The sequence below is a fragment of the Proteinivorax hydrogeniformans genome, assembly GCF_040515995.1.
GTDB classification, from domain to species: domain Bacteria; phylum Bacillota; class Proteinivoracia; order Proteinivoracales; family Proteinivoracaceae; genus Proteinivorax; species Proteinivorax hydrogeniformans.
Map to the genome: position 1 here is coordinate 311,724 of NZ_CP159485.1, position 20,607 is coordinate 332,330.

Below are 20,607 nucleotides of genomic sequence, written 5' to 3' on the forward strand. Positions count from 1 at the left end.
CCCGAGTTTTTTGAGGAGATGTTATGTATAATAAGACAAAAAATCTTGGTTACGTAGATGTGCTGATTTTAGGTGGAGGCATGGCTGCTATGCTTGCAGCGATTGAAGCAGATAGTAATGGTGTAGATGTATGTATGGTATCCAAAAAAAAAATCGGCAGATCAGGAGCTTCTGTTGTATCAAAGGCAGTTCATAGGTTTGCACCGCAAGAGAAACAGGATAAGCAAAGTTATAAACAAAATTTAATTAGTAGTGGTAGATATATAAATGACACTTCATTAGTAGATGTTTTAGTTGAAAAAGGTGCTAAGAGTGTGGAGGAGTTAGCGCTCATTAACAAAAATTTAAACTTTAAATATAAAACCATAAAAGGTGATAAATACAAAAATTTTGCTACCACCAAACCAAAGCAAGGAAAACATTTATGTCACCCCGTTTTAAAACATTTAATACGAAAAACAGGTGTAAGATTTCTAGAAGGTTATATGGCTGTGGACTTAATTAGTCATAAAAATAAAGTTTGTGGAGCAATTTTGGAGAAAGGTAACGAACTGTTCATTATTAGAGCTAAATCAGTGGTACTAGCAACAGGTGGTGGCGGTAAAATTTATTCAGAAACTAGTAATACGAATGATTTAACAGGAGATGGCTATGCAATAGCAAAAAGATCAAATGTTTCAATTAGAGATATGGAATTTGTTCAATTTTATCCATATAGGATATGTGAACCCAAAGAACATGACATATTTCCAGGGATATTTGAAAAAGGCGCAAAATTATTAAACAAAAATGGTGAAAGGTTCATGAATAAATATCCTAAACGAGAGCTAGAAAACAGGGATATATTAGCAAAAGAAATGTTTAAACATGCAGAAAGTTATCTTGATTTGAGTGGTTGTGACTTAACCTATTTACAGGAAGAGTGTAATGACTTATATAATATTTTCATGAATAATAAAGGAAGAAAATATAAAATTAAGCCAGTTGCTCACTATTTTATGGGTGGTGTAATACAAAAACCAGATGGAAAGACGAGTATGAAAGGTTTGTTTAGTTGTGGAGAAGTGTCTGGAGGCATCCATGGGGCAAATAGACTTGGAGGCAATGCGCTAACAGAATTAGCAGTATTCGGGCCAATTGTTGGTCAAAATGCTGCTCACTTTGCCATTAAAAATCAGATCCAATCGACAGATATTAGAAATATTTTTTTAAAACAAATACCTGATATAGGGAAATCACATTTGTTAAATTTCGAAAATAGATTAAGAAAAGTTATGTGGGAGAATGTAGGCATTGTAAGATCTATGACTTCTCTTAGCGAGGCAGAATCTGTTGTAAATGATTTACTCCTGGAGATTGAAACAATAAAACCCAATAATCTGAAAAACTGGTTAGAACTATACAATATGATTGAAGTGTCAAAGCTTGTTATTAAGTCTTCAAAATATAGAAGAGAAAGTAGAGGATCATATTACAATGAAGATTTTCCTTCAGAAAAAGATATTTGGTTAGGGCATATATCCTACAATAATAATGGAAATTTGAATTTTGTTAAAAATTGATATCACTAAAGGAGGTGAGTTAGGAGAGCATATTTGCAATAATCTATAAATATTAAAGGAGGAACTTGACAATGAATGAAAAACAAAATCAAAATCAACATGATGCATATGAACATGCTTTTGAAAGGGTTCCAGATTCTAAGAGAAAAAGCTTACTAAGTTTAATCATTGTATTAGCAGGATATCCAATAGCTCTTTCTAATTTTGTTATTGGTGGGAATGTTGCTATTGGATTAAGCTTTTCGGAAGCTATGCTAGCCTTATTGGCGGGGAACCTTGTCTTGATATGCATAGTGGTAGCAACTGGTATATTTGCTTTTAGAACTGGATTATCAACAGCGTTCTTATCAAGAAGGGCTTTTGGTAAAAGTGGTTCAAGTATTTTCTCCATTCTATTAGCAATTTCAGCTGTTACTTGGATATCCTTAAATGGGGATATTTTTGCAAGATTGATTGATACAACTTTTGGATGGTGGTTTTTGTCAATACCCGTAACTGCTGTAATTTGTATATTATTATGGATGCAGTCGGCTATAAGAGGTTTTAAAGGTCTTCACTTTATAAGTGCACTGGGAGTTCCTGCAGCTTTAATAATGTCTGCTGCTGGTGTTATAGCTGTTGGAATTCATACCTCTGGTTTTGAAGGTATTACTGAATATGTTCCAGTAGAGCCAATAACTTTTACTGCAGGCAGTGCAGCAGTGGTTGGTGGATGGGTCTTTGGAGCAGTAATAACTCCAGACGTGTGTAGGTTTGCTAAGAAAGAGAGTCATGTTTTAATTGCAGGTGCTATAGCATTTGTTATTGGTTGTTTTGGCTTGCAATTTGCGGGAGCGTTAGTTGCAATATCAACCGGATATGGTGACTTTACTGCAGCAATGGCAGCTTTAGGCTTATCTTTAATAGCTTTTGTAGCAGCCATATTTTGTCTTTGGACAACTCAGGACAATAACATTTATGGTGCAAGCTTAGCTTTACAAAATATCATTAAAGAAACATCCTTCTATGGGAAAATAACACATAAAAATATTGCAGTAGGAATATCTGGGCTAGCAGCGCTTTTTGCGGCACTAGGAATATATGACCATATTATCCCAATTATATCCAACCTCAGCGTTCTGATTACGCCTGTACCAGGATTGATAATAGCTGAAGAAGCGATAGTAAAAAGCCCTAATTCAGAAAAAGTTGTTAATTGGTTTGGTATAATAGCTTGGCTTGCAGGTGGAATAACAGGATTTATTGCTTTACAGGCAAACTTCTTTATCCCTCCAGTAATTGGTATGGGGACAAGTTTTGTTATCTATGTTGTACTAGGCAAACTAGTATGTAAGAATGTATCTACTGATAAGTCTGAAGTAAAAGCTTAAATAAATTTAAGATAAAAGGAGAATTGATATGGATTTAAAGGTAAGAAAATATTATACACTCGTAGAGGAAATAAATAAAGACGGAGTTAAAGAAGTGTCAAAAGTTCAAAAAAGAGCTGTAGCTGCAGCAGTGATAGAAAATCCTTTTATAGATAAATTTCAAGAAGACCTTTCGTTGTTGTATGATTGGAGCGAAAAGTTAGCCCCCATATTAACCAAAAAAGCTAAAGATGCAGCAGGATTAACTCATGTCGAAAGTTATGGTAAAGCGGCCATTGTTGGTGGTCGTGGAGAACTAGAACATGCAGCGGCATGCTTACATCCTAAGCTAGGCAAACCTTTTAGAAAGGCTATTGGAGGAGGTAAATCAATAATACCTTCAGCTAAAAAGATGGGGTTCCCTGGAACAGCAATTGATGTACCTATTCACTATAAGGATGCTGCTTATGTGAGAACTCATTTTGATGCCATTGAATTTAGAGTTCCGGATGCTCCCAGAGATAGCGAAATCGTATTGATACTTGCGATTACAGATTGCGGCAGACCTCATCCTAGAATTGGTGGGTTAACAATAGAAGAAGCAAAAGGTGAGGATGGCTTACGATAAAGGATATTTTTGATGCAACCTGTTTAACAAATCAGGTAATGATTAGCTGAAGCTATTAAACGATAAAGCCATAAAAATGAATATTGGCTTTATCGTTTATTTCAAAATATAAAAATATATCCGTATATTTACTTAAAAATTAAAAGGCTTAAGGTTTTAAATCCAATCTTTAAAGTTTTAAAGTACTACTTCTTTCAATCGCTTTTAATTAATTCTTTAACTATAAATCTAAATTTAATATATATTAAGGAAATTTAATTAGAATATTTATCACAGATAGCTGTCTGTAAAACTCCCGCCTCAAAATAGAGAAAAAAATAAATCTATTTAGGCGGGAGATAACGGACGCTAATGTCCTGATTCACTTAACTAAAAATCAGTGGGAGAAGGATAAAACTTCCGCTGATTTAAGTTTTCGCTTTATTGCTTGAGCGTAAAATAGTTTTATAATATGGAGGGAATAACATGAGATTAGGATTTATAGGACTTGGAGTAATGGGAAAAGGAATGGCTGCGAATCTTATGAAAAATGATTACAAACTGACGGTTTTTGATATAAACCAAACCGTTTTGGAAGAATTTAAAGGCTTAGGAGCTGAAATAGCCGAGTCTCCTAAACAGTTGGCTGAAAAAGCGGATGTTATTATGACATCTCTTCCAAACTCGAAAATTGTACAAATGACGTTGTTAGGGGAAAATGGTGTTTTAGCAGGTGCAAAACCTAATAGTATAATAGTTGATTTTAGTAGTATAACCCCTAAAACAATAAAAGATATAGCAAAGCAAGCAGCGAAAAAGCAAGTAGAAGTGATGGATGCTCCGGTTAGTGGTGGGCAAGCAGGAGCTTTAAAAGGTGCTCTTACTATTATGGTTGGAGGAAAAGAGGAAGCCTTAGAGAAGGTTATGCCTCTTTTACAATGTATGGGTAAATCCATAAAACATGTAGGAGATGTGGGAGCTGGCGACACTGTTAAATTAGTTAATAATTTGTTGTTAGGTGTCAACATGGTGGCTGCATCAGAAGCATTGGCTTTAGGTGTAAAAGCTGGTTTAGATGCAGATGTATTGTATGATGTAATATCTCAAAGCTCTGGAAACTCATATGCTCTTGAGGCAAAATATAAAAAGTTTATCGCTAAGGGTAATTTTGAGCCAGGATTTATGATTGATTTACAGCATAAAGATTTACAGCTGGCAATTGATACTGCTAAGGATTTAGAGTTGCCGCTACTTGTAGGAAACCTAACACAGCAATTATATGAAGTTGCTAAAGCTGAGGGTAACGGTCAAAAAGATATTTCAGCAATAGTAAAAACCTATGAAAAATGGGCGGAAGTGCAAGTTAGGGAAGGTGAGAATAAATAATGGACCTTAAAAAAAGCATAGCTTCAAAAACACCTTTGACACTTGGAGAGACATTAGAAATAGCGGAAAAAGATAAGGTGAAAGTAGTAGATGTGATTTTAGCAGAAGCTCAAAATGAAACAAATAAAACGAAGGAAGAAGTTTTAACTGAATCATATAATCAGTTTGCTCACAATTTAAAGGCAATTGACATTGGTTTAGATACAGGACAGAGTTTGCTTTTAGGCAGCACAGGAGCTCAACTAAACAATGAAGAAAACACATTATTTGAAGATGAATTCGTCAATAAGATTTTAAAATATACACTGGCTGCTCAAGTGGGAAATCATGAAATAGGTTTAAACCCTTGTGCTGGTACAGGCGACTCTTGTCCTTATACTGGTTTCATCAAAGCTATGCAGGATACTGGATATAGTAAAAATGAAGTGAGAGAAACAACAGCCTTGATTCTAAAGATAGGTTCAATGTTTAGAGTTGGCAAAATAACTACAGGATGTAACATGGAAGGTTTTGGAGCTGGAGCTGCAGCTATAGCAGCTGCAGCAGTACACATAAATGGTGGAAGTCCAAAAGATATGGAAAGAGCCATGGTACTATCCATATCTCCAACCATTGCAGTTCCTTGTACTCCAAGAGTAATGGTTCCTGGCCTTTGTGCTACCCATATAGGTGGAGCAATTTTGATTGGAGTACTATCGGCACAGTTAGCTATCAAAACAGATATTGAAGTAAATGTGCCAATAGATGTTATGTTAGCAATGGCGACAGAAGCGCATCCTATTTCAGCTAAACATATTGTGCCGACGGTAAATGATTTTATGAGACCATTTTTCAAAACAAAGCAAGAAGTAGAAAAACTTATAGACCAGCCCATTAAAGAGCAAGAAAAACTAGATATCCAGGAAACATTGGAAACGTCTAAGCAAGTGGCCAAAAAACTTGCTAAAGGAGCAAAGCCAATCTATGAAACGTTAGGAGAAGCGGTAGTAGGAGGTAGTTCTCAAGCGGTTGGCTCACCTACAAATACTGGTAGAATCGCCCATCATTTATCTAAAGGGCAAATAAAGAAAGTCAAAATAGAGTTATACGGGGAGTTATTTGACCGTAGGGGGATTAACATTCCCGGAACCTTAATGGGAGCTGTTTTTGGTGCCTCAACAAATGATTATAAAATGTATAGGCAAGTAATGGAGTCAATTGAGCGTACAGGAATTGAAGTAGATATAGTTAAAGCTAAAGAACATCAGGTACAAAAAGTAACTATTGAAACAAGCGAAGGGACTTATGCTGTTGATGCGTTAAATAGAGGTGGAGGTCGTCTAGTTTTAAGAGATGCAACGCCTTCTATAGAACAGGCGAGAAAGGTAGCTCAAGAACTTTCAATAGTAGTAGTGGAGGAGTAGGGGGTGCAACCATGAATATAATTGAGAAAATAATAGCACAAAAAGCAAATAAGGATTTTGTTAAAGTGGGCGATGAAGTAACGATCAGTGTGGATTTAGCTATAGCACATGATGTGACAGCCCCTATGGCGATAAAGCAGTTTAAGTCCATAAACATTGATAGAGTGTTTAATAAGGACAAAGTAGCTTTTGTGATGGACCATTGTATCCCCTGCTCTACTGTGGAGTCAAGAGAACAGCATAACTATATCAAGGAATTTTCTAATCAATTTGGTGTAAAGCTATTTGATAAATCAGAAGGAGTTATCCATCAGGTTCTAAGAGAAGAAAAGCTTTGTGATACAGGAGATGTGGTTGTTGGTGCAGACTCTCATACGTGTACTGCTGGAGCTTATGGTGCATTAGCATTACCAGTGGGGTCAACAGAATTAGCCGCTGTTATGGCACTGGGAACAATAGACATTGAAGTTCCTCAAACCCATTTGATAAAAATAGAGGGACAGCTTAAAAAAGGTGTTTATGCCAAGGACATAATTCTTCATGTTATCGGTAAATTTGGCACTAATGGATTTACTGATAAAGGAGTAATTTTTACTGGAGAGACCATACTAAATTTAACTGTAGAAGAAAAAATGACCATAGCAAATATGATGATTGAAAAGGGAGCTATGATTGGCTATATAGATCAAGAAAAAGAAATGGATACCGAAAAAATTGGTGAAGTATCTGATATCACCTGTATTTCTGCGGAAGATATAAAGCCGGTAGCTGCCTGTCCATCCTCTCCAGCTAATATAAAACCTGTTGAGGAAATAGAAGGTACAAAAATAAATCAAGTGGTTGTAGGCAGTTGTACTAATGGTAGATATTCAGACATGGAAATAATAGCAAATGTTTTAAAGGACAGGAAGGCTAGTGATGATGTTACATTAATAGTAGTACCGGCTTCAAAAAAAGTATTGGACAAAATGGAAGAAAACGGTCTATGCAAAATAATCAGAGATGCAGGAGCGATTATTATCAATCCTGGTTGTGGTCCTTGTTTTGGTGCCCATCAAGGATTACTAAATAAAGGTGATGTTGCAATAACTACAACAAACAGAAACTTTCCAGGAAGAATGGGCCACAAAGACGCGAAAATTTATTTGGCATCACCGAGGGTTGTAGCAGAAAGTGCTGTCAAAGGTTATATAGTGAGACCTGGAACGGTAATTCCTTTGGAGGTATAGATATGGAGAAAATTAAAGGAAATGTTTTTTGCTTCAAAGATGATGTAGATACCGATCAGATTTTGCCTGGATATGCTATGTCTAGCCCAGAAGAAGAACTTAAAAACTTTGCATTAAAAGGTAGTTGTATTCCTAAATTTGCTGAATTAGTAAACAAAGGAGATATTATTTTGGCTGGTGAAAATTTTGGCTGTGGCTCTAGTAGAGAACAGGCTCCGGTTGCTATTAGACAATCCGGTGTAGGCGTTATAATAGCTAAGTCGTTTGCAAGGATATTTAGGAGAAATGCCATAAATATTGGGTTGCCAGTTTTGACCAGTGATTATGTAGATGAAATAAAAGAAGATTTGAGTGATGGTGATGTACTAGAAGTTGATATTGATAAATTAAAAGTTACAAATATAAACAAAAACAAATCATATCAACTTAATGAGCTTACTGACGTAACTTTGGAGACTTTACAAGCTGGAGGGCTCATCAACAAAGTAATCAATAAGTTAAATGAGAAGGGGTGTAAAAATGGCTAGCTCAAGACCAAAAACTGAAAAAATAATAAAAGAGGAAATTGAGCGTATAAAAGCTTATGAAAAGGCTTTTGATGTAAAAATGCCTTATATTGATGAAAATGGAGACGTTCAAGGATTGCCAGAGGCTTATCCCAGAGAAATAAATGGAGTAAAGCGTAGTGGATATCGCTTAACTGAGCTAGGAAGACAAGCCATTGAAACTGGCAAACCAGTACAAAATCCTATTTTGGGAAGAAATAGTGCACAGGAAACATTTGAAGAATCACAACACATGTATGATATAGCAGAAAAACTTGGAATTAGTTTGTTTCAATTTGTTCACTCAGAAGCTACAAGGCATATTGACCCTTTAGATGGCTTAGAACTAATAGAGCAGTCAAGGGGCAAAGGTGGAATAACTCCAAAAGGTGAGCGGGAATTCGTTAAAATGGGTGGAGGTGCTAAGCATCCACTGAGAATAAACGCTACTGGAGACACTACTCATTTAAATGTGATTAATGCATTAATTGCAGGATTTGATGGAACAGATTTAGGACCTGTAATACACGTTCACTTTGGCGGTCGAGGTATCCATGATTTTAGAACAAAGGTGGCAAATGGATATAAAGCTTTGCAGATTTGTGCTGAAAATAATATGTTTGTTCAGTTAGATACTCATAAACATATAAATAACATTATGGGTACAGATGGTATGGCTTTAGCAATGTGCTTATTGTCTGAAGGTTTAGCAATCAAAGCAGGATTGGATAGAGCTTTGAGCGCCATACAAATGAATGTAGGCGGAATAAACGTACTGGCAGACTTAGCCTTGATTAAAGCATATCGTGAGATAATTTGGAGTGAATTTATTGTAGCAGTGCCAGAGACTTTTCAGAACCCACCGGCTGACTTAATAGCAGAACAAGCACACTTTGCCAGAATGGCAATGACCGCTAAATTAGCTGGAGCTAATTTTTACCGACCAAAAGCTGCTGAAAATGTGGGCATTCCTACTGGCAATTCTATGGCAAAAGCTATTTGGGCAACTCAAGATGTGTTTAATAACACCTATAGAATGGAAATTAATGATCCTTTTATAAACGCTAGAAAGGAAGAAATAAAAACAGAAGCATTGGCTATACTTACAGCTGCTTTGGAGAGAGATACTTTACTTCAACCAGAAGAAATAACAGAAGAATTCTGGAAATCATTTGACGACAAAGAGTTAATTGACTTGATAGTAGAAGCCGGGCGAAAGGGAATTTTAGATGCACCTAGAGCTGGTGGTTGGGATTTAAAAAGATTTGTAAAAACAAATAGAGATAGTGATGGTATTAGGCGCTACCTTGAAGGATACACTCCATGCGATGTACCTCAAAAACATATGCCTATTACAAAGGATAATGTAAAAGCGGAAAAAGAGTATGTTGTTACCAAAAAAGAAAAAGTGCTTTTAGCTACAGTTGGGGCGGATGCCCATGTTGTTGGAATAAATATGGTAAAAGAAGCAATTCAAAAAGCAGGTTATGAAGTTATCTTTTTAAGAGGAATGAACTTGCCGGAAACGGTAGCAGAAGTTGCAGCGGAGACAAAAGCTAGCGTAGTTGGTGTGAGCAACTTACTAGGAATGGGTTCAACGCTGTTTCCTAGGGTAGACAAACGTTTAAGAGAGTTAAAGTTAAGAGATGATGTAGTTTTATTAGCTGGCGGAAGGCTAGCAGAAAAAGAAGAAGAGCATGCATCTTATGAAGAGAAAATAGCTAATGAGGGAACAAATTTCTTAGGCGTTGATGCCTTTTTTGGTCCAGGTAGCGATGTCACAAAATGCGCAGAATGGATTGAAGAACAATTAAAAAAATAAGTTTGAGGTGATAAGTAGTGGAACAACATAACACTAAAGTCGTGATAATGAGGGCAGGTACAAGTAAGGGAATATTCATCAAAGATTCGGATTTGCCTACTGACAAGAAACAACGGGACAAGCTTATATTAAAAATATTTGGCAGTCCAGATGTAAGACAAATAGATGGTTTAGGGGGGGCAGACCCATTGACAAGCAAGCTTGCTATAATAGGCCCCTCGTCTAGAGAAGATGCAGATGTGGACTATACGTTTGGACAAGTTTCGTATACAGCTCCTAAAATAGATTATTCTGGCAACTGTGGCAATATCTCTGCTGGAGTTGCGCCTTTCGCAGTTGACGAAGGTTATGTTAATGCGGTTAAACCTGTTACAACGGTGAGAGTGCATAATACAAATACAGGAAAAATTTTAGTTGAAAAAGTGGAAGTGGATCATGGCAAAGCAAAAGTGATAGGTGACTTCAGTATTGCTGGAGTTCCGGGAACAGGTGCACCTATTGCTATAGATTTTTCCGACACTCAAGGTTCAAAAACTGGCAAGTTACTACCAACAGACAACGTAGTTGATAAAATTTCGGTACAAAATTATGGACAAGTCACTGCGTCGTTAGTGGATGCAGCAAATCCAATGGTTTTTGTAAAAGCTGAAGACTTAAATCTGAAAGGTACAGAAACACCAGCTGAAATTGATGAAAACAAAAGCCTGTTGAAAACATTAGAGGAAATCAGGGGTAAAGCTGCAACAATGATGGGACTTGTTGACAGTTGGGAGAAAGCAGTGGATGAAGTTCCAGCCTTTCCAATGTTAGCTTTAGTATCTGAGGCACAAAATTATAAAGATTTTACAAAAGGAACGCCTATTGACCAATCAGAGGTGGACTTTGTATCTAGACTTATGTTTATGCAGGTGGTACACAAAACATATGCTGGAACTGCAACAATTTGTACAGGAGCAGCGGCTAGAGTTGAAGGAACAGTTGTTAATGAAGTTATGAAAGACAAAAACAGAGGCCGGCAAGACGTTTTAAGGATAGGTCATCCTGCTGGTGTAATTACAATTGATGTAACAGCTAGCAAAGCAAAAGAAGGATGGGAGTTAAACAAAGCGGTAATTAACAGGACGGCAAGAAGAATAATGGAAGGGGACTGTTATACAACGAAAAGAGGGTAATAAAATGTCTAAATTTGATTACTTGGTAATTGACATAGGTAGTACTTACACAAAACAGAGACTATTTAGCAAAAAAAAGCTTGTTTGCAGTGTGCAAAGTCCAACAACAATTAAAAACGTTCAACAAGGAATAGCAAAGGGTCAAAATTTTATCAAACAAAAAATCACAGAAAGTGAAATAGATGTCGATAATATTTTAGCATCTAGCAGTGCAGCAGGTGGTCTAAAAATGGTTGCCATGGGATATATGTCAAGGGTAACAGCAAAAGCTGCTAAAGAGGTGGCAATGAACTCAGGAGCTAAAATATTAGAAATAGTTTCTAATGAAGACCCCCCATCTTACAGAATACAAATATTAAAAGAGACAGCCCCTGATATAATTTTGCTGGCAGGGGGAACAGATTTTGGAGATGAAACTTCGTTGCTGGAGAATGCCCAGCTTCTAGCTGATTGTAAAATAGACGGAATAGTTGTGTTAGCAGGCAATATTGCGGCTCAAAAGAAGGCGGAACAAATATTAATAAAAGCGAACATATCTTGTGTGAGAGTAGCCAATATAATGCCGACCATCCATCAATTAAAAGCCAAGGAAGCCAGGGAAGTAATACACAAGGAGTTTATAAAGCAAATAACACAAGCACAAGGAGTAAATTTGCTACAAAATCAACTAACGAACGATAAAATAATGCCTACTCCTGGAGCGGTTTTAATGGCAGCAGAGCTGCTTTCTAAAGGAACATATTCACAAAAAGGTTTAGGAGAAATTATTGTGGTTGACTTAGGCGGAGCAACCACCGATGTACATTCAGTAGTTCCAAGATTGGCAGATTTAAAAACAGAAGAAATAGGTTTAATAGTTAGCAACGAAAAACAAGTGTCTTATCGTACAGTTGAAGGCAATTTAGGTATGCGAATTAGCGCTATGAGTATTTTGGATACAGTTAATCCCAAAGGTATATTGCAAAAAAGGCAAATAACAGATGAACAAACATTAAAGTCATTCATTGACTATTGTAAGGAAGTGGAAGAAAACCCCGAGCATATACCTAAAGACAAACAACAATATCAGTTTGATACTTTTCTAGCTGAGACAGCAGTAGAAATAGCACTGAAAAGGCATGCCGGTTATATATCAACCTATCATGACCCAGTGACAGGTGTAGTACCGGGAATGCCCGTAGGTAGAGATTTGCGAAACGTAGATACCATAGTTGCTGTTGGAGGAATTTTTGCTAATAGAACACAACAAGATTGTAAAAATATAGTAAAAAATGCACTAAAAGATAAAGGAACTTCCCTTTTGCCAAAGGAGCCTGAAGTATTAATTGATTCAAACTACTTGCTTTTTACAGGGGGAATAATTTCACAAGTGGATGAAGAATACGCTTTTGATATTCTTATAAATCAATTTAATAAAAAAATAGGTAATTGCTAAAGTGACTCAACGAAATAGCATGTCAATCTAACTATTGTTAAGAAAAGAATCAGCTAATCCAACTCCACTTTAGCAGAAGAGGTCGGTCTATGTGCCGACCGACCCATTTGGACACCACAGCACTAAAATAAACTGCATGTCATTTTAAATGGTAGTAAGGCCGTGCATTTAACAGTAGAAACCCAATTTTTTTTGAAATTATAAATGTAAAAGTCTTTTATCAAGCGTTGTGAAATAAGCAATCGCGAATCGCCTATAACCAAAAATAAATTAGGAGGAATTAAACAGAATGAAAAAGACGACCCAACTGAGAAAACTATTGAATTCAGAAGAAATCTTGGTAGCTCCAGGAGCTCACGACGCTTTAACAGCTAGAGTGATTGAAAAAACAGGCTTTGAGGCAGTTTATATGACTGGATATGGACAAGCGGCAAGTGCGTTGGGGAAACCAGACATTGGACTATTAAGTATGACTGAAATGCTAGATAGAGCTAGGAAGATGGTGTCTGCTGTTGAAGTGCCAGTTATAGCAGATGCTGACACAGGTTTTGGCAATGCTATAACAGTAATGAGAACTGTTGAGGAGTATGAAGCAGCAGGGGTAGCAGGAGTTCAGCTAGAGGATCAAGTGGCGCCCAAAAGATGTGGGCATATGTTAGGCAGAAAAGTAATTTCTATGGATGAGATGGTAGGAAAAATAAAAGCGGCAAAAGCTGCTAGGAAAGATGAAGAATTGGTTATTGTAGCTAGGACTGATGCAAGAACAGTACATGGTATAGATGAAGCGATTAAAAGAGCTAAAGCATATGAAAGTGCAGGAGCGGATGTTATTTTCGTAGAGTCATTAGAAACAAAGGAGGAAATGGAAAGAATCCACAAAGAGCTTAGCGTCCCAACCTTGGCTAACATGGTTGAAGGAGGTAGAACCCCTCTTTTGACTAATGATCAGCTTCAAGACTTAGGTTACGGGTTGGTTATTTACCCAACAGCTTCAACTTATGTTTACGCAAAGGCAATGTTCGGATTGATGAGCAAGCTTAAATCAGATAAAACAACTGAAAATTATACCGATGAAATGATAACATTTTCTGAGTTTAATGAGTTGGTAGGTTTAGGAGATTTTGCGGATTTAGAGGATAAGTTTGTGAAGGAATAAACTAAATGCAAGGGGAGATGAAGAGATGGTAACTACGTTGGCAATTAAAAATATTGGTGTTTTAGTTACAGGAGATATAAATAACCCCATATTAAAAGCAAGTACCATTATAGTTCAAAATGGTAAAATTAAAAAAATCGGTAACGAAGAGTTGTTAGACCAATTTAACTGCCAAAAAATTATAGATGCAAAAGACACAACGGTAGCCCCAGGATTTATTGATTCACATGCCCACCCTGTTTTGGGAGATTATACCCCAAGACAAAACACAATGGGCTTTATTAACAGCTCTCTTCATGGCGGTGTCACCACTATGATTTCTGCTGGAGAGCCACACACACCTGGTCGTCCTAAGAATCCATCAGGAGCGAAAGCACTAGCTATACTGGCAAATAAATCTTCAAAAGCAAGGCCAGGAGGTGTAAAGCTTCATGGAGGTGCAGTGATTTTAGAAAAAGGACTTACAGAAAAAGACTTTATTGAAATGGCTAATGAAGGAGTATGGCTAGTTGGTGAGGTTGGTCTCGGCTCGGTAAAGGACCCCGAGGAAGCAGCGCCACTGGTAGCATGTGCAAAAAAGCATGGGTTTAAAGTAATGATGCATACTGGTGGAACATCCATTCCTGGCAGCAGTACCATAACTTCAGATGATGTTATAAAAACCGACCCTGATGTTGTGTCCCATATAAATGGTGGGCCTACAGCTGTGTCATTAGAAGAAGTTGAAAAAATTATCGATAATACCAACATGGCATTAGAAATAGTTCAATGTGGTAATTATAAAATCTTGAGGCAAACTGTTAATAAAGCAATAGATAAAGGGCAAACAGAAAGAATTATTGTGGGCAACGACTCTCCATCTGGTTCGGGAGTTATACCTTTAGGTATTTTGAGAACACTTGCTTATGTAGCAGCGGAAACCGAAGCAACTGCTGAAGAAGCGATTTGCTTTGCTACTGGAAACACAGCAAAAGTATATGGACTAGATGTAGGGGTCATAGAAGAAGGAAAAGAGGCAGACATTGTTATTATGGATACACCGCTAGGGTCAATGGGTAAAAATGCATTAGGTGCTTTAGAGCAAGGGGACTTACCAGGAATATCAATGGCTTTAGTTGATGGAGAAGTGTTATTTGCCAAGAGCAGAAATACTCCGCCTGCTTCTACTCCAGCGGAACTAATTCAAAAATAGGGGGGATAACAATTATTACAATTATTTTAGATAAATGTAAAGGTTGTAATATATGTGTTAAAAACTGTCCACTAGAGGCAATTGAGGTTGTTGACAAAAAAGCATATACAAATGAAAATTGTGTAGCTTGTGGAATATGTGTAAGAGTTTGCCCGTTTGATGCAATAGAGAAAGATTCAAAACAGTCTTCAGACGCATTATCTTGTACAAATTGTCCGGTTAGTTGTGCCATTGCCCCAGGGAAGACGGGTGCGTGCGCCAGATATGTAAATGATCGTAATGAAATCATTAGAAATAGAAAGTTAGTTGTGGATAGTTTAACAAAGAAATCGAATGAGAAGTTACCTTATAAGCCTATAATTACAGCAGTTGGTAGCGGAAGTACCTATCCTTGTTGCCGTCCTGCCCCTGCAATAGTTCAAGAAAAAGTAGATGACGTGGATGTCGTGACTGTAGTTACAGAAGCTCCCCTTAGCTACAGCGGAGTAAAAGTAAAAATTGATACTAATATGCATATAGGAGAAGAGGGCGCAAAAGTAAAAAGAGATGGTAAAGTGGTGGGAATGGTTACCACTGAAGAATATGGTTCTAAGATGCTGACGGTGGGTGGCGCAAATTTATTAAGTAATGGAAATGATGGATTTATAGTAGCAAAGACAATTGTAGATTTGGCTAACTCCAGAAAAGTCACTTTAAAGGTTGAAGATGGAAGTACCCTAGAATTACAACAAGGTCAGCTTCCAGTTATCGATGGAAAAACAGATACGCTTATGAGAGTTGGATGTGGAAGTGCGGCAATTGGTTTGTTTGCAACTCATATGTCAAAAGTAGCACAAGAAGCAATTATATTAGATTATCATGTTATAGGTTTACTGTCAGAGCATTTTGCTGGAGGAGAAGTGGGAATGCAATACAGCGGCGTAACTCCCAATGGTGTTAAAAGTACCAGAGGAAGGTATTTTGGTAAACAGGGACATGGTTGGGGTGGAACTGATATAACAGATCCTGTAGATGCTGTGGCTGATGTAGATATGAATATAGCCAAACCAGGTTATAAAATCTTAGTTACTGAAACCACCGGTCAAAAAGCAGCGGTTTTAGAAGTTCAATCCGATGGTAGCGTAAAAGAAATCCTTATGCCTGAAGATGTAAAAGAAGTTACTAATATAATGGCTCAAACCTGTGAACAATCTTCAGTTTCAGTTATATATACAGGAGGAACCGGTGGAAGCGCTAGAGCAGGAGTATCAAGCATGCCTCGGAAATTAACCGAAGCTATTCACAATGATGAAGTTTTAATGACATTGGGAGGAGCACCAGCATTTGTCCTTCCAGGCGGTGGTATAAACTTCATGGTTGATGTTGGCAAAATGGTTCCTGATGCTACAACATGGGTTCCCACACCAGCAACGGTGGCACCAGTGGAGTACACTATGACCCGTAAAAAGTATGATGAGATTGGTGGACACAAAGGCCACATAATGACAAGAGAGGAACTTAATAAAAAATTCAACCTAGGTGAATAATATGATTGAAAAACTCAAGGATGATAGAGTTTATGTTGAACAAGGTCCTATTCGTATGGTGTTAGATTTATCTATAGATAATAAAAAAAAGCCAAACTTGGCCTTAGAAGTTGCAGAGCATGTATTAGGGCAGTTTCATAAAACCCTTAATTATATACCATATGTTAAAGGGCAAAAAAAACTTGAAGCACCCATAGAAGAAGCCCCTATAGCACTACAGAAGATGTTAAAGGCTGTAGAAAAATGTAGCGATAGCTTCATGACTCCTCTTTCAGCTGTTGCAGGCTCCTTTTCAGATATCGCTTTAGAAAAAGCTTTAGAGCTTGGTTGTCAAAGGATAATAGTAAACAATGGTGGCGATATTGCTTTGACAGATGTGGACAACCCTATTAATGTAGGTATACCGCTTAAAGGGAATAACGAGCCTAGCTATATTGTCACCATAGCTCCTAAAGCTAACATAAGAGGGGTTTGCACCAGTGGGTTAGGTGGAAGAAGTTTTTCCAAGGGGATAGCAGATTTAGCAGTTACTTTAGCTAGTGATGCGGCTACTGCTGATGTTAGTGCTACACTTGTAGCTAATAGTACTGATGTAAATTCGCCTAATATTGTGAGATGTTACGCTGATGAAATTGATAGTGAAACAGATATAGCAGGGCAATTAGTTACCTTAAAAGCTAATAACCTACAGGAAGATGAGAAGCTTAAAGCTTTGATGAATGGTTGTGACGTCGCAGAAAAGCTTTTAAATAAGCAGGTAATTCAAGGGGTATTCATAGCTGTTGGAAAACATATGGTTAAGATTCCTAATGAAATAGATATCAAGGCTATTTAACTTTAAAAAGTAGGAAACGATAATGAAAATTAGAAAGTTTTATACTTGGGTGGAAGAGCCTAAAATTGATGGAGAAAAACCCATTGAAGGAAACCCACAAAAAAAAGTATCGGTGGCAGTTGTAATTGAAAATCCATTTGCAGGAAAATATCAAGAGGATCTGTCAGAATTAGCAGATTGGAGTGAAAAAATTGCTCCTTTAATGGTAGAAAAAGCTTTAACTGCTGCAAACATAGATGAATCAGAGGCTCAAAATTATGGTAAGGCGGCAATTGTAGGAGGAAATGGCGAGTTAGAGCACGCTGCAGCAGTGTTGCATCCAAAGTTAGGGAAACCTTTCAGAGCTGGTTTAGCTGGAGGAAAGTCAATTATTCCATCGGCTAAAAAAATGGGATACCCAGGTGCAGCTATAGATGTACCTTTACATTATAAAGACGCTGCATATGTAAGGACTCATTTTGATGCTATGGAAGTGAGCATACCAGATGCTCCTAGAGATAATGAGTTAGTGCTAATACTATCTGTCACCAATTGTGGAAGACCCCATCCAAGAGTAGGTGGATTAACCATAGAAGAAGCAGAGGGCAAAGATGGACTAAGATAGAATTTAATATGGTTGTTGGAAGTCCAGTATTTTAGGAGGCTACTGAAATCTGACTGGATTTCACTAAAGGAAAAGAATTTTCACTCAAAAAGACGAGTTTGGTTCAAAATTTTGAAACAAACTCGTTTTAAGGGAGAATAAATCGTTTTCGATAACCATCTCTGTTAGCTGGCCACAGTAAAGAAGGAGTCAGCAATGAGCCAAGGGGACAGGAACCTTGTCCCAATTATTATTAACATACCCATTAACTTTCTGCTTTAGTCGCAGAATTTTGAAGTCACGCTTTTAATATTCTGATTCCCTATTTTCTACTTGTTTAAGTCAGAGTTGAAACACCTAAAAGAAAAAGCAGATAATCCCAATGGGACTATCTGCTTTTTCTTTTAGAATTCCTTGACCTGTAGTTAGGTACAGGTTATATACTAAAGCTAGGAGGTGATTATTTATGTTAATTGGTGAAGTGTCTCAAAGGTATAGAATTAATATTGAAACTTTGAGGTATTACGAAAGGCTGGGGTTAGTTGTTCCTGGGAGAGTCGGCAATAGAAGGTGTTATACCGAAAAGGATATTGACGATTTGATCTTTGTTCTGCGTATGAAGGAGATGATGTTTTCTTTGTCTGAGATTAAAAAGGTTATGGCTATAGATAAAAAAATAGATAAAGCAATTAATACACAGCATATAGATAAGGATGAAATTGATAAATTGCAAAAGGAAGTTGCTAAAAAGCATGACGATATATTAAAAAAAGAAAAGGAGTTAGCAAAAGTTAAGGGGCATTTAAACAAGTTGCTTTGCAAAATTGAAGAATTTAAAAAAGGGGAGGAGTCATAAAATGCTCAGAAAAGAGCTGGCGAAACTACCTTTTTCTTCTATAGGGTTTGGGTGCTATGGATTGGGTGGAGCTTACGGGAGTAAGATTAATGAAAAACAAGGTATAGACTTAATTCAAACGGCGTTTACTCAGGGGATAAAGGTATTTGATACCGCCAGTAGTTATGAGGGTACTGAAGAAATATTAGGAAAAGCTATTGCACCTTTTAGACACGAGGTTGTAGTAGCATCTAAGGTTGGTCTTGTAGCAGGCAATATACCAGACCTATCCAAGAGGAATGTTATTGCGTCATGCAAGGAAAGTCTAAAAAAGCTTGGCACAGATTATTTAGATATTTATCAAATCCATTATGATGATCCAAAGACAACGGTTGAAGAGACAGTAGAGGGTTTGGAAAGTCTTAAAGAAGCTGGGCTGATAAGAAGCTACGGTATAGGTCATTTGCCTATGGGAAGAATGCTAGAATATTTAAAGGTAGGGGATGTATCTACTGTTTTATCAGAAATTAGTGTAATTAATAACTCTAGTTATACGCAGTTGTATCCACTTCATAAAAAGTATGGCTTTGACATAATGGGTTTTAGTGTAACTGGCAGAGGGATCTTATCGGGGGAAATAAATCATGCTACTAAATTTTTACCCGGTGATATTAGGGCAATCGATCCACAGTTTAAAAGATCTAAGCTTAAGTCAGCTCTACGGAAATACAAAAAGCTAAAAGAGATTAGCGAAAATTGTGGGGTTACACCGGTCCAGTTAGCCATTTGTTGGGTAATACACAAGGAAGGCATAGAAGTAGCGTTGATAGGGCCAACAAAGAAAGAGCATCTTTTAGAAAATAGCAGGGCAGCAAAATGTAGTATAAAAAAAGATATTATAGATGAAATTGATCGTTTTATAAGAAAGGAAGATGAATGGCTAAAGGTAGCTGTATCTGAAGATGTGTCTAACATATTAGATAATCAACTGAATAAAGACATTGTCACCGTTACCCAAGATTTAATATATGTGCTAGAGCATTGTCTGGAGAACAACTTGATGGAGCACAAAAAAGGGGCAGCTTTATATAAGCAAGTAATAGCAGTACAAAAAAGTGATAAATCGTTAAATCAGATACAGGAAATAAAAGAAGAAATAAAGAGCAGCATTTAAAAATATAGAGCCAAGGGGACAGGGACCTTGGCTCTATGCAGTTTTATTAACATAACCATTGACTTGTTCACTATATATAATATTTTTATCTATCCATTTCTACCTTGTTGCCATTTACGTTTAAGAGCTATAAAAATTAAGTATCAAATTTTCACAGTAGGAAGGATTTTTGGATTAAAAAAAGAAGGTTGTTTTAGACAATATTCTAAAGGAGTGTTACCATGTCAAAAAAAGTGGCTTTGCTTTTAGAAGATTTGTACAATGAGCAAGAATTTTGGTATCCATACTATCGTATGATTGAGGCTGGGTATGAAGTGACAGTCATAGGGACCGGTAGAAAAAGTATCTATGAAGGAAAGTCTGGCCTTTCTGCAAAAGAAGATGTAGCTGCTAAAGATGTTGATCCAAAGGACTTTGATGCAGTTATTGTTCCCGGTGGTTTTGCACCTGACTACATGCGCAGAGATAATGATATGGTGAATTTAGTTAAAGTTATATCAGACCAAGGAGGCGTTGTGGCAGCTATTTGCCATGCTTTATGGGTGTTAGCAAGTGCAGATATATTAAAAGGCAAAAAAGCTACCGCTGCGGCTTCAATTAAAGTTGATGTTATTAACGCTGGAGGGAAATTTTTAGATGAGGTAGTAGTTGTAGATGGTAATTTAGTTACATCAAGAAAGCCAGATGATCTGCCGGCATTTTGTAAAGAAATTATTGGGAAGTTAGAAGAGTAAAAATAAGATAACTTAAGAGCATCGCACAAAAATGTCAGGTGACAGGTTAAACTCCTGTCACC

Annotated in this window: 18 protein-coding genes; all 18 read left to right on the forward strand. The window is 37.1% G+C overall.

Going from position 1 to position 20,607, the window contains the following annotated elements; translation table 11 throughout:
* Positions 1 to 23: 23 nt before the first annotated feature.
* Positions 24 to 1,562, forward strand: coding sequence for an FAD-binding protein (locus PRVXH_RS01605; protein ID WP_353893571.1), 1,539 nt, complete (start codon positions 24 to 26; stop codon positions 1,560 to 1,562).
* A gap of 71 nt (positions 1,563 to 1,633) precedes the next feature.
* Positions 1,634 to 2,932, forward strand: a complete 1,299-nt coding sequence (locus PRVXH_RS01610; protein ID WP_353893572.1) for a cytosine permease — start codon at positions 1,634 to 1,636, stop codon at positions 2,930 to 2,932.
* A gap of 28 nt (positions 2,933 to 2,960) precedes the next feature.
* Positions 2,961 to 3,539: an amino acid synthesis family protein gene (locus tag PRVXH_RS01615; protein WP_353893573.1), complete on the forward strand. Its 579-nt coding sequence runs from the start codon at positions 2,961 to 2,963 to the stop codon at positions 3,537 to 3,539.
* Between the two features lie 465 nt (positions 3,540 to 4,004).
* Positions 4,005 to 4,904 carry an NAD(P)-dependent oxidoreductase gene (locus tag PRVXH_RS01620; RefSeq protein WP_353893574.1) on the forward strand — a complete coding sequence of 300 codons (900 nt, stop codon included), beginning with the start codon at positions 4,005 to 4,007 and terminating at the stop codon, positions 4,902 to 4,904.
* Positions 4,904 to 6,307, forward strand: coding sequence for a serine dehydratase (locus PRVXH_RS01625; RefSeq protein ID WP_353893575.1), 1,404 nt, complete (start codon positions 4,904 to 4,906; stop codon positions 6,305 to 6,307). The genes PRVXH_RS01620 and PRVXH_RS01625 overlap by 1 nt, the downstream gene beginning before the upstream one ends.
* An 11-nt stretch (positions 6,308 to 6,318) precedes the next feature.
* The gene (locus PRVXH_RS01630) at positions 6,319 to 7,536 is read left to right on the forward strand and encodes an aconitase/3-isopropylmalate dehydratase large subunit family protein (RefSeq protein ID WP_353893576.1); all 1,218 of its coding nucleotides are present in this window, start codon (positions 6,319 to 6,321) and stop codon (positions 7,534 to 7,536) included.
* Between the two features lie 2 nt (positions 7,537 to 7,538).
* Complete coding sequence (locus PRVXH_RS01635) at positions 7,539 to 8,063, forward strand: 3-isopropylmalate dehydratase (RefSeq protein WP_353893577.1); 525 nt, start codon at positions 7,539 to 7,541, stop codon at positions 8,061 to 8,063.
* The gene (locus tag PRVXH_RS01640) at positions 8,056 to 9,903 is read left to right on the forward strand and encodes a cobalamin-dependent protein (protein ID WP_353893578.1); all 1,848 of its coding nucleotides are present in this window, start codon (positions 8,056 to 8,058) and stop codon (positions 9,901 to 9,903) included. The genes PRVXH_RS01635 and PRVXH_RS01640 overlap by 8 nt, the downstream gene beginning before the upstream one ends.
* Positions 9,904 to 9,920: 17 nt before the next feature.
* The gene (locus tag PRVXH_RS01645) at positions 9,921 to 11,075 is read left to right on the forward strand and encodes a PrpF domain-containing protein (protein WP_353893579.1); all 1,155 of its coding nucleotides are present in this window, start codon (positions 9,921 to 9,923) and stop codon (positions 11,073 to 11,075) included.
* Between the two features lie 4 nt (positions 11,076 to 11,079).
* A complete protein-coding gene (locus PRVXH_RS01650) occupies positions 11,080 to 12,510 on the forward strand; it encodes a glutamate mutase L (RefSeq protein ID WP_353893580.1) in 1,431 nt (476 codons plus the stop codon).
* 289 nt (positions 12,511 to 12,799) lie between these two features.
* Positions 12,800 to 13,666 (forward strand): isocitrate lyase/PEP mutase family protein, encoded by an 867-nt coding sequence (locus PRVXH_RS01655; RefSeq protein ID WP_353893581.1) that lies wholly within the window; start codon positions 12,800 to 12,802, stop codon positions 13,664 to 13,666.
* A gap of 25 nt (positions 13,667 to 13,691) precedes the next feature.
* Entirely contained in the window at positions 13,692 to 14,858 is a 1,167-nt protein-coding gene (locus PRVXH_RS01660; protein ID WP_353893582.1) for an amidohydrolase family protein, read from the forward strand.
* Positions 14,859 to 14,869: 11 nt separating this feature from the next.
* Entirely contained in the window at positions 14,870 to 16,384 is a 1,515-nt protein-coding gene (locus PRVXH_RS01665) for a 4Fe-4S binding protein (protein WP_353894527.1), read from the forward strand.
* A 1-nt stretch (position 16,385) separates the two neighbouring features.
* Positions 16,386 to 17,219: a UPF0280 family protein gene (locus PRVXH_RS01670; protein ID WP_353893583.1), complete on the forward strand. Its 834-nt coding sequence runs from the start codon at positions 16,386 to 16,388 to the stop codon at positions 17,217 to 17,219.
* A gap of 22 nt (positions 17,220 to 17,241) precedes the next feature.
* The gene (locus PRVXH_RS01675) at positions 17,242 to 17,823 is read left to right on the forward strand and encodes an amino acid synthesis family protein (protein ID WP_353893584.1); all 582 of its coding nucleotides are present in this window, start codon (positions 17,242 to 17,244) and stop codon (positions 17,821 to 17,823) included.
* Between the two features lie 445 nt (positions 17,824 to 18,268).
* Positions 18,269 to 18,658: a MerR family transcriptional regulator gene (locus PRVXH_RS01680; RefSeq protein WP_353893585.1), complete on the forward strand. Its 390-nt coding sequence runs from the start codon at positions 18,269 to 18,271 to the stop codon at positions 18,656 to 18,658.
* A gap of 1 nt (position 18,659) precedes the next feature.
* Entirely contained in the window at positions 18,660 to 19,811 is a 1,152-nt protein-coding gene (locus tag PRVXH_RS01685) for an aldo/keto reductase (RefSeq protein WP_353893586.1), read from the forward strand.
* 221 nt (positions 19,812 to 20,032) lie between these two features.
* Positions 20,033 to 20,545 carry a type 1 glutamine amidotransferase domain-containing protein gene (locus PRVXH_RS01690; RefSeq protein WP_353893587.1) on the forward strand — a complete coding sequence of 171 codons (513 nt, stop codon included), beginning with the start codon at positions 20,033 to 20,035 and terminating at the stop codon, positions 20,543 to 20,545.
* Positions 20,546 to 20,607 lie beyond the last annotated feature (62 nt).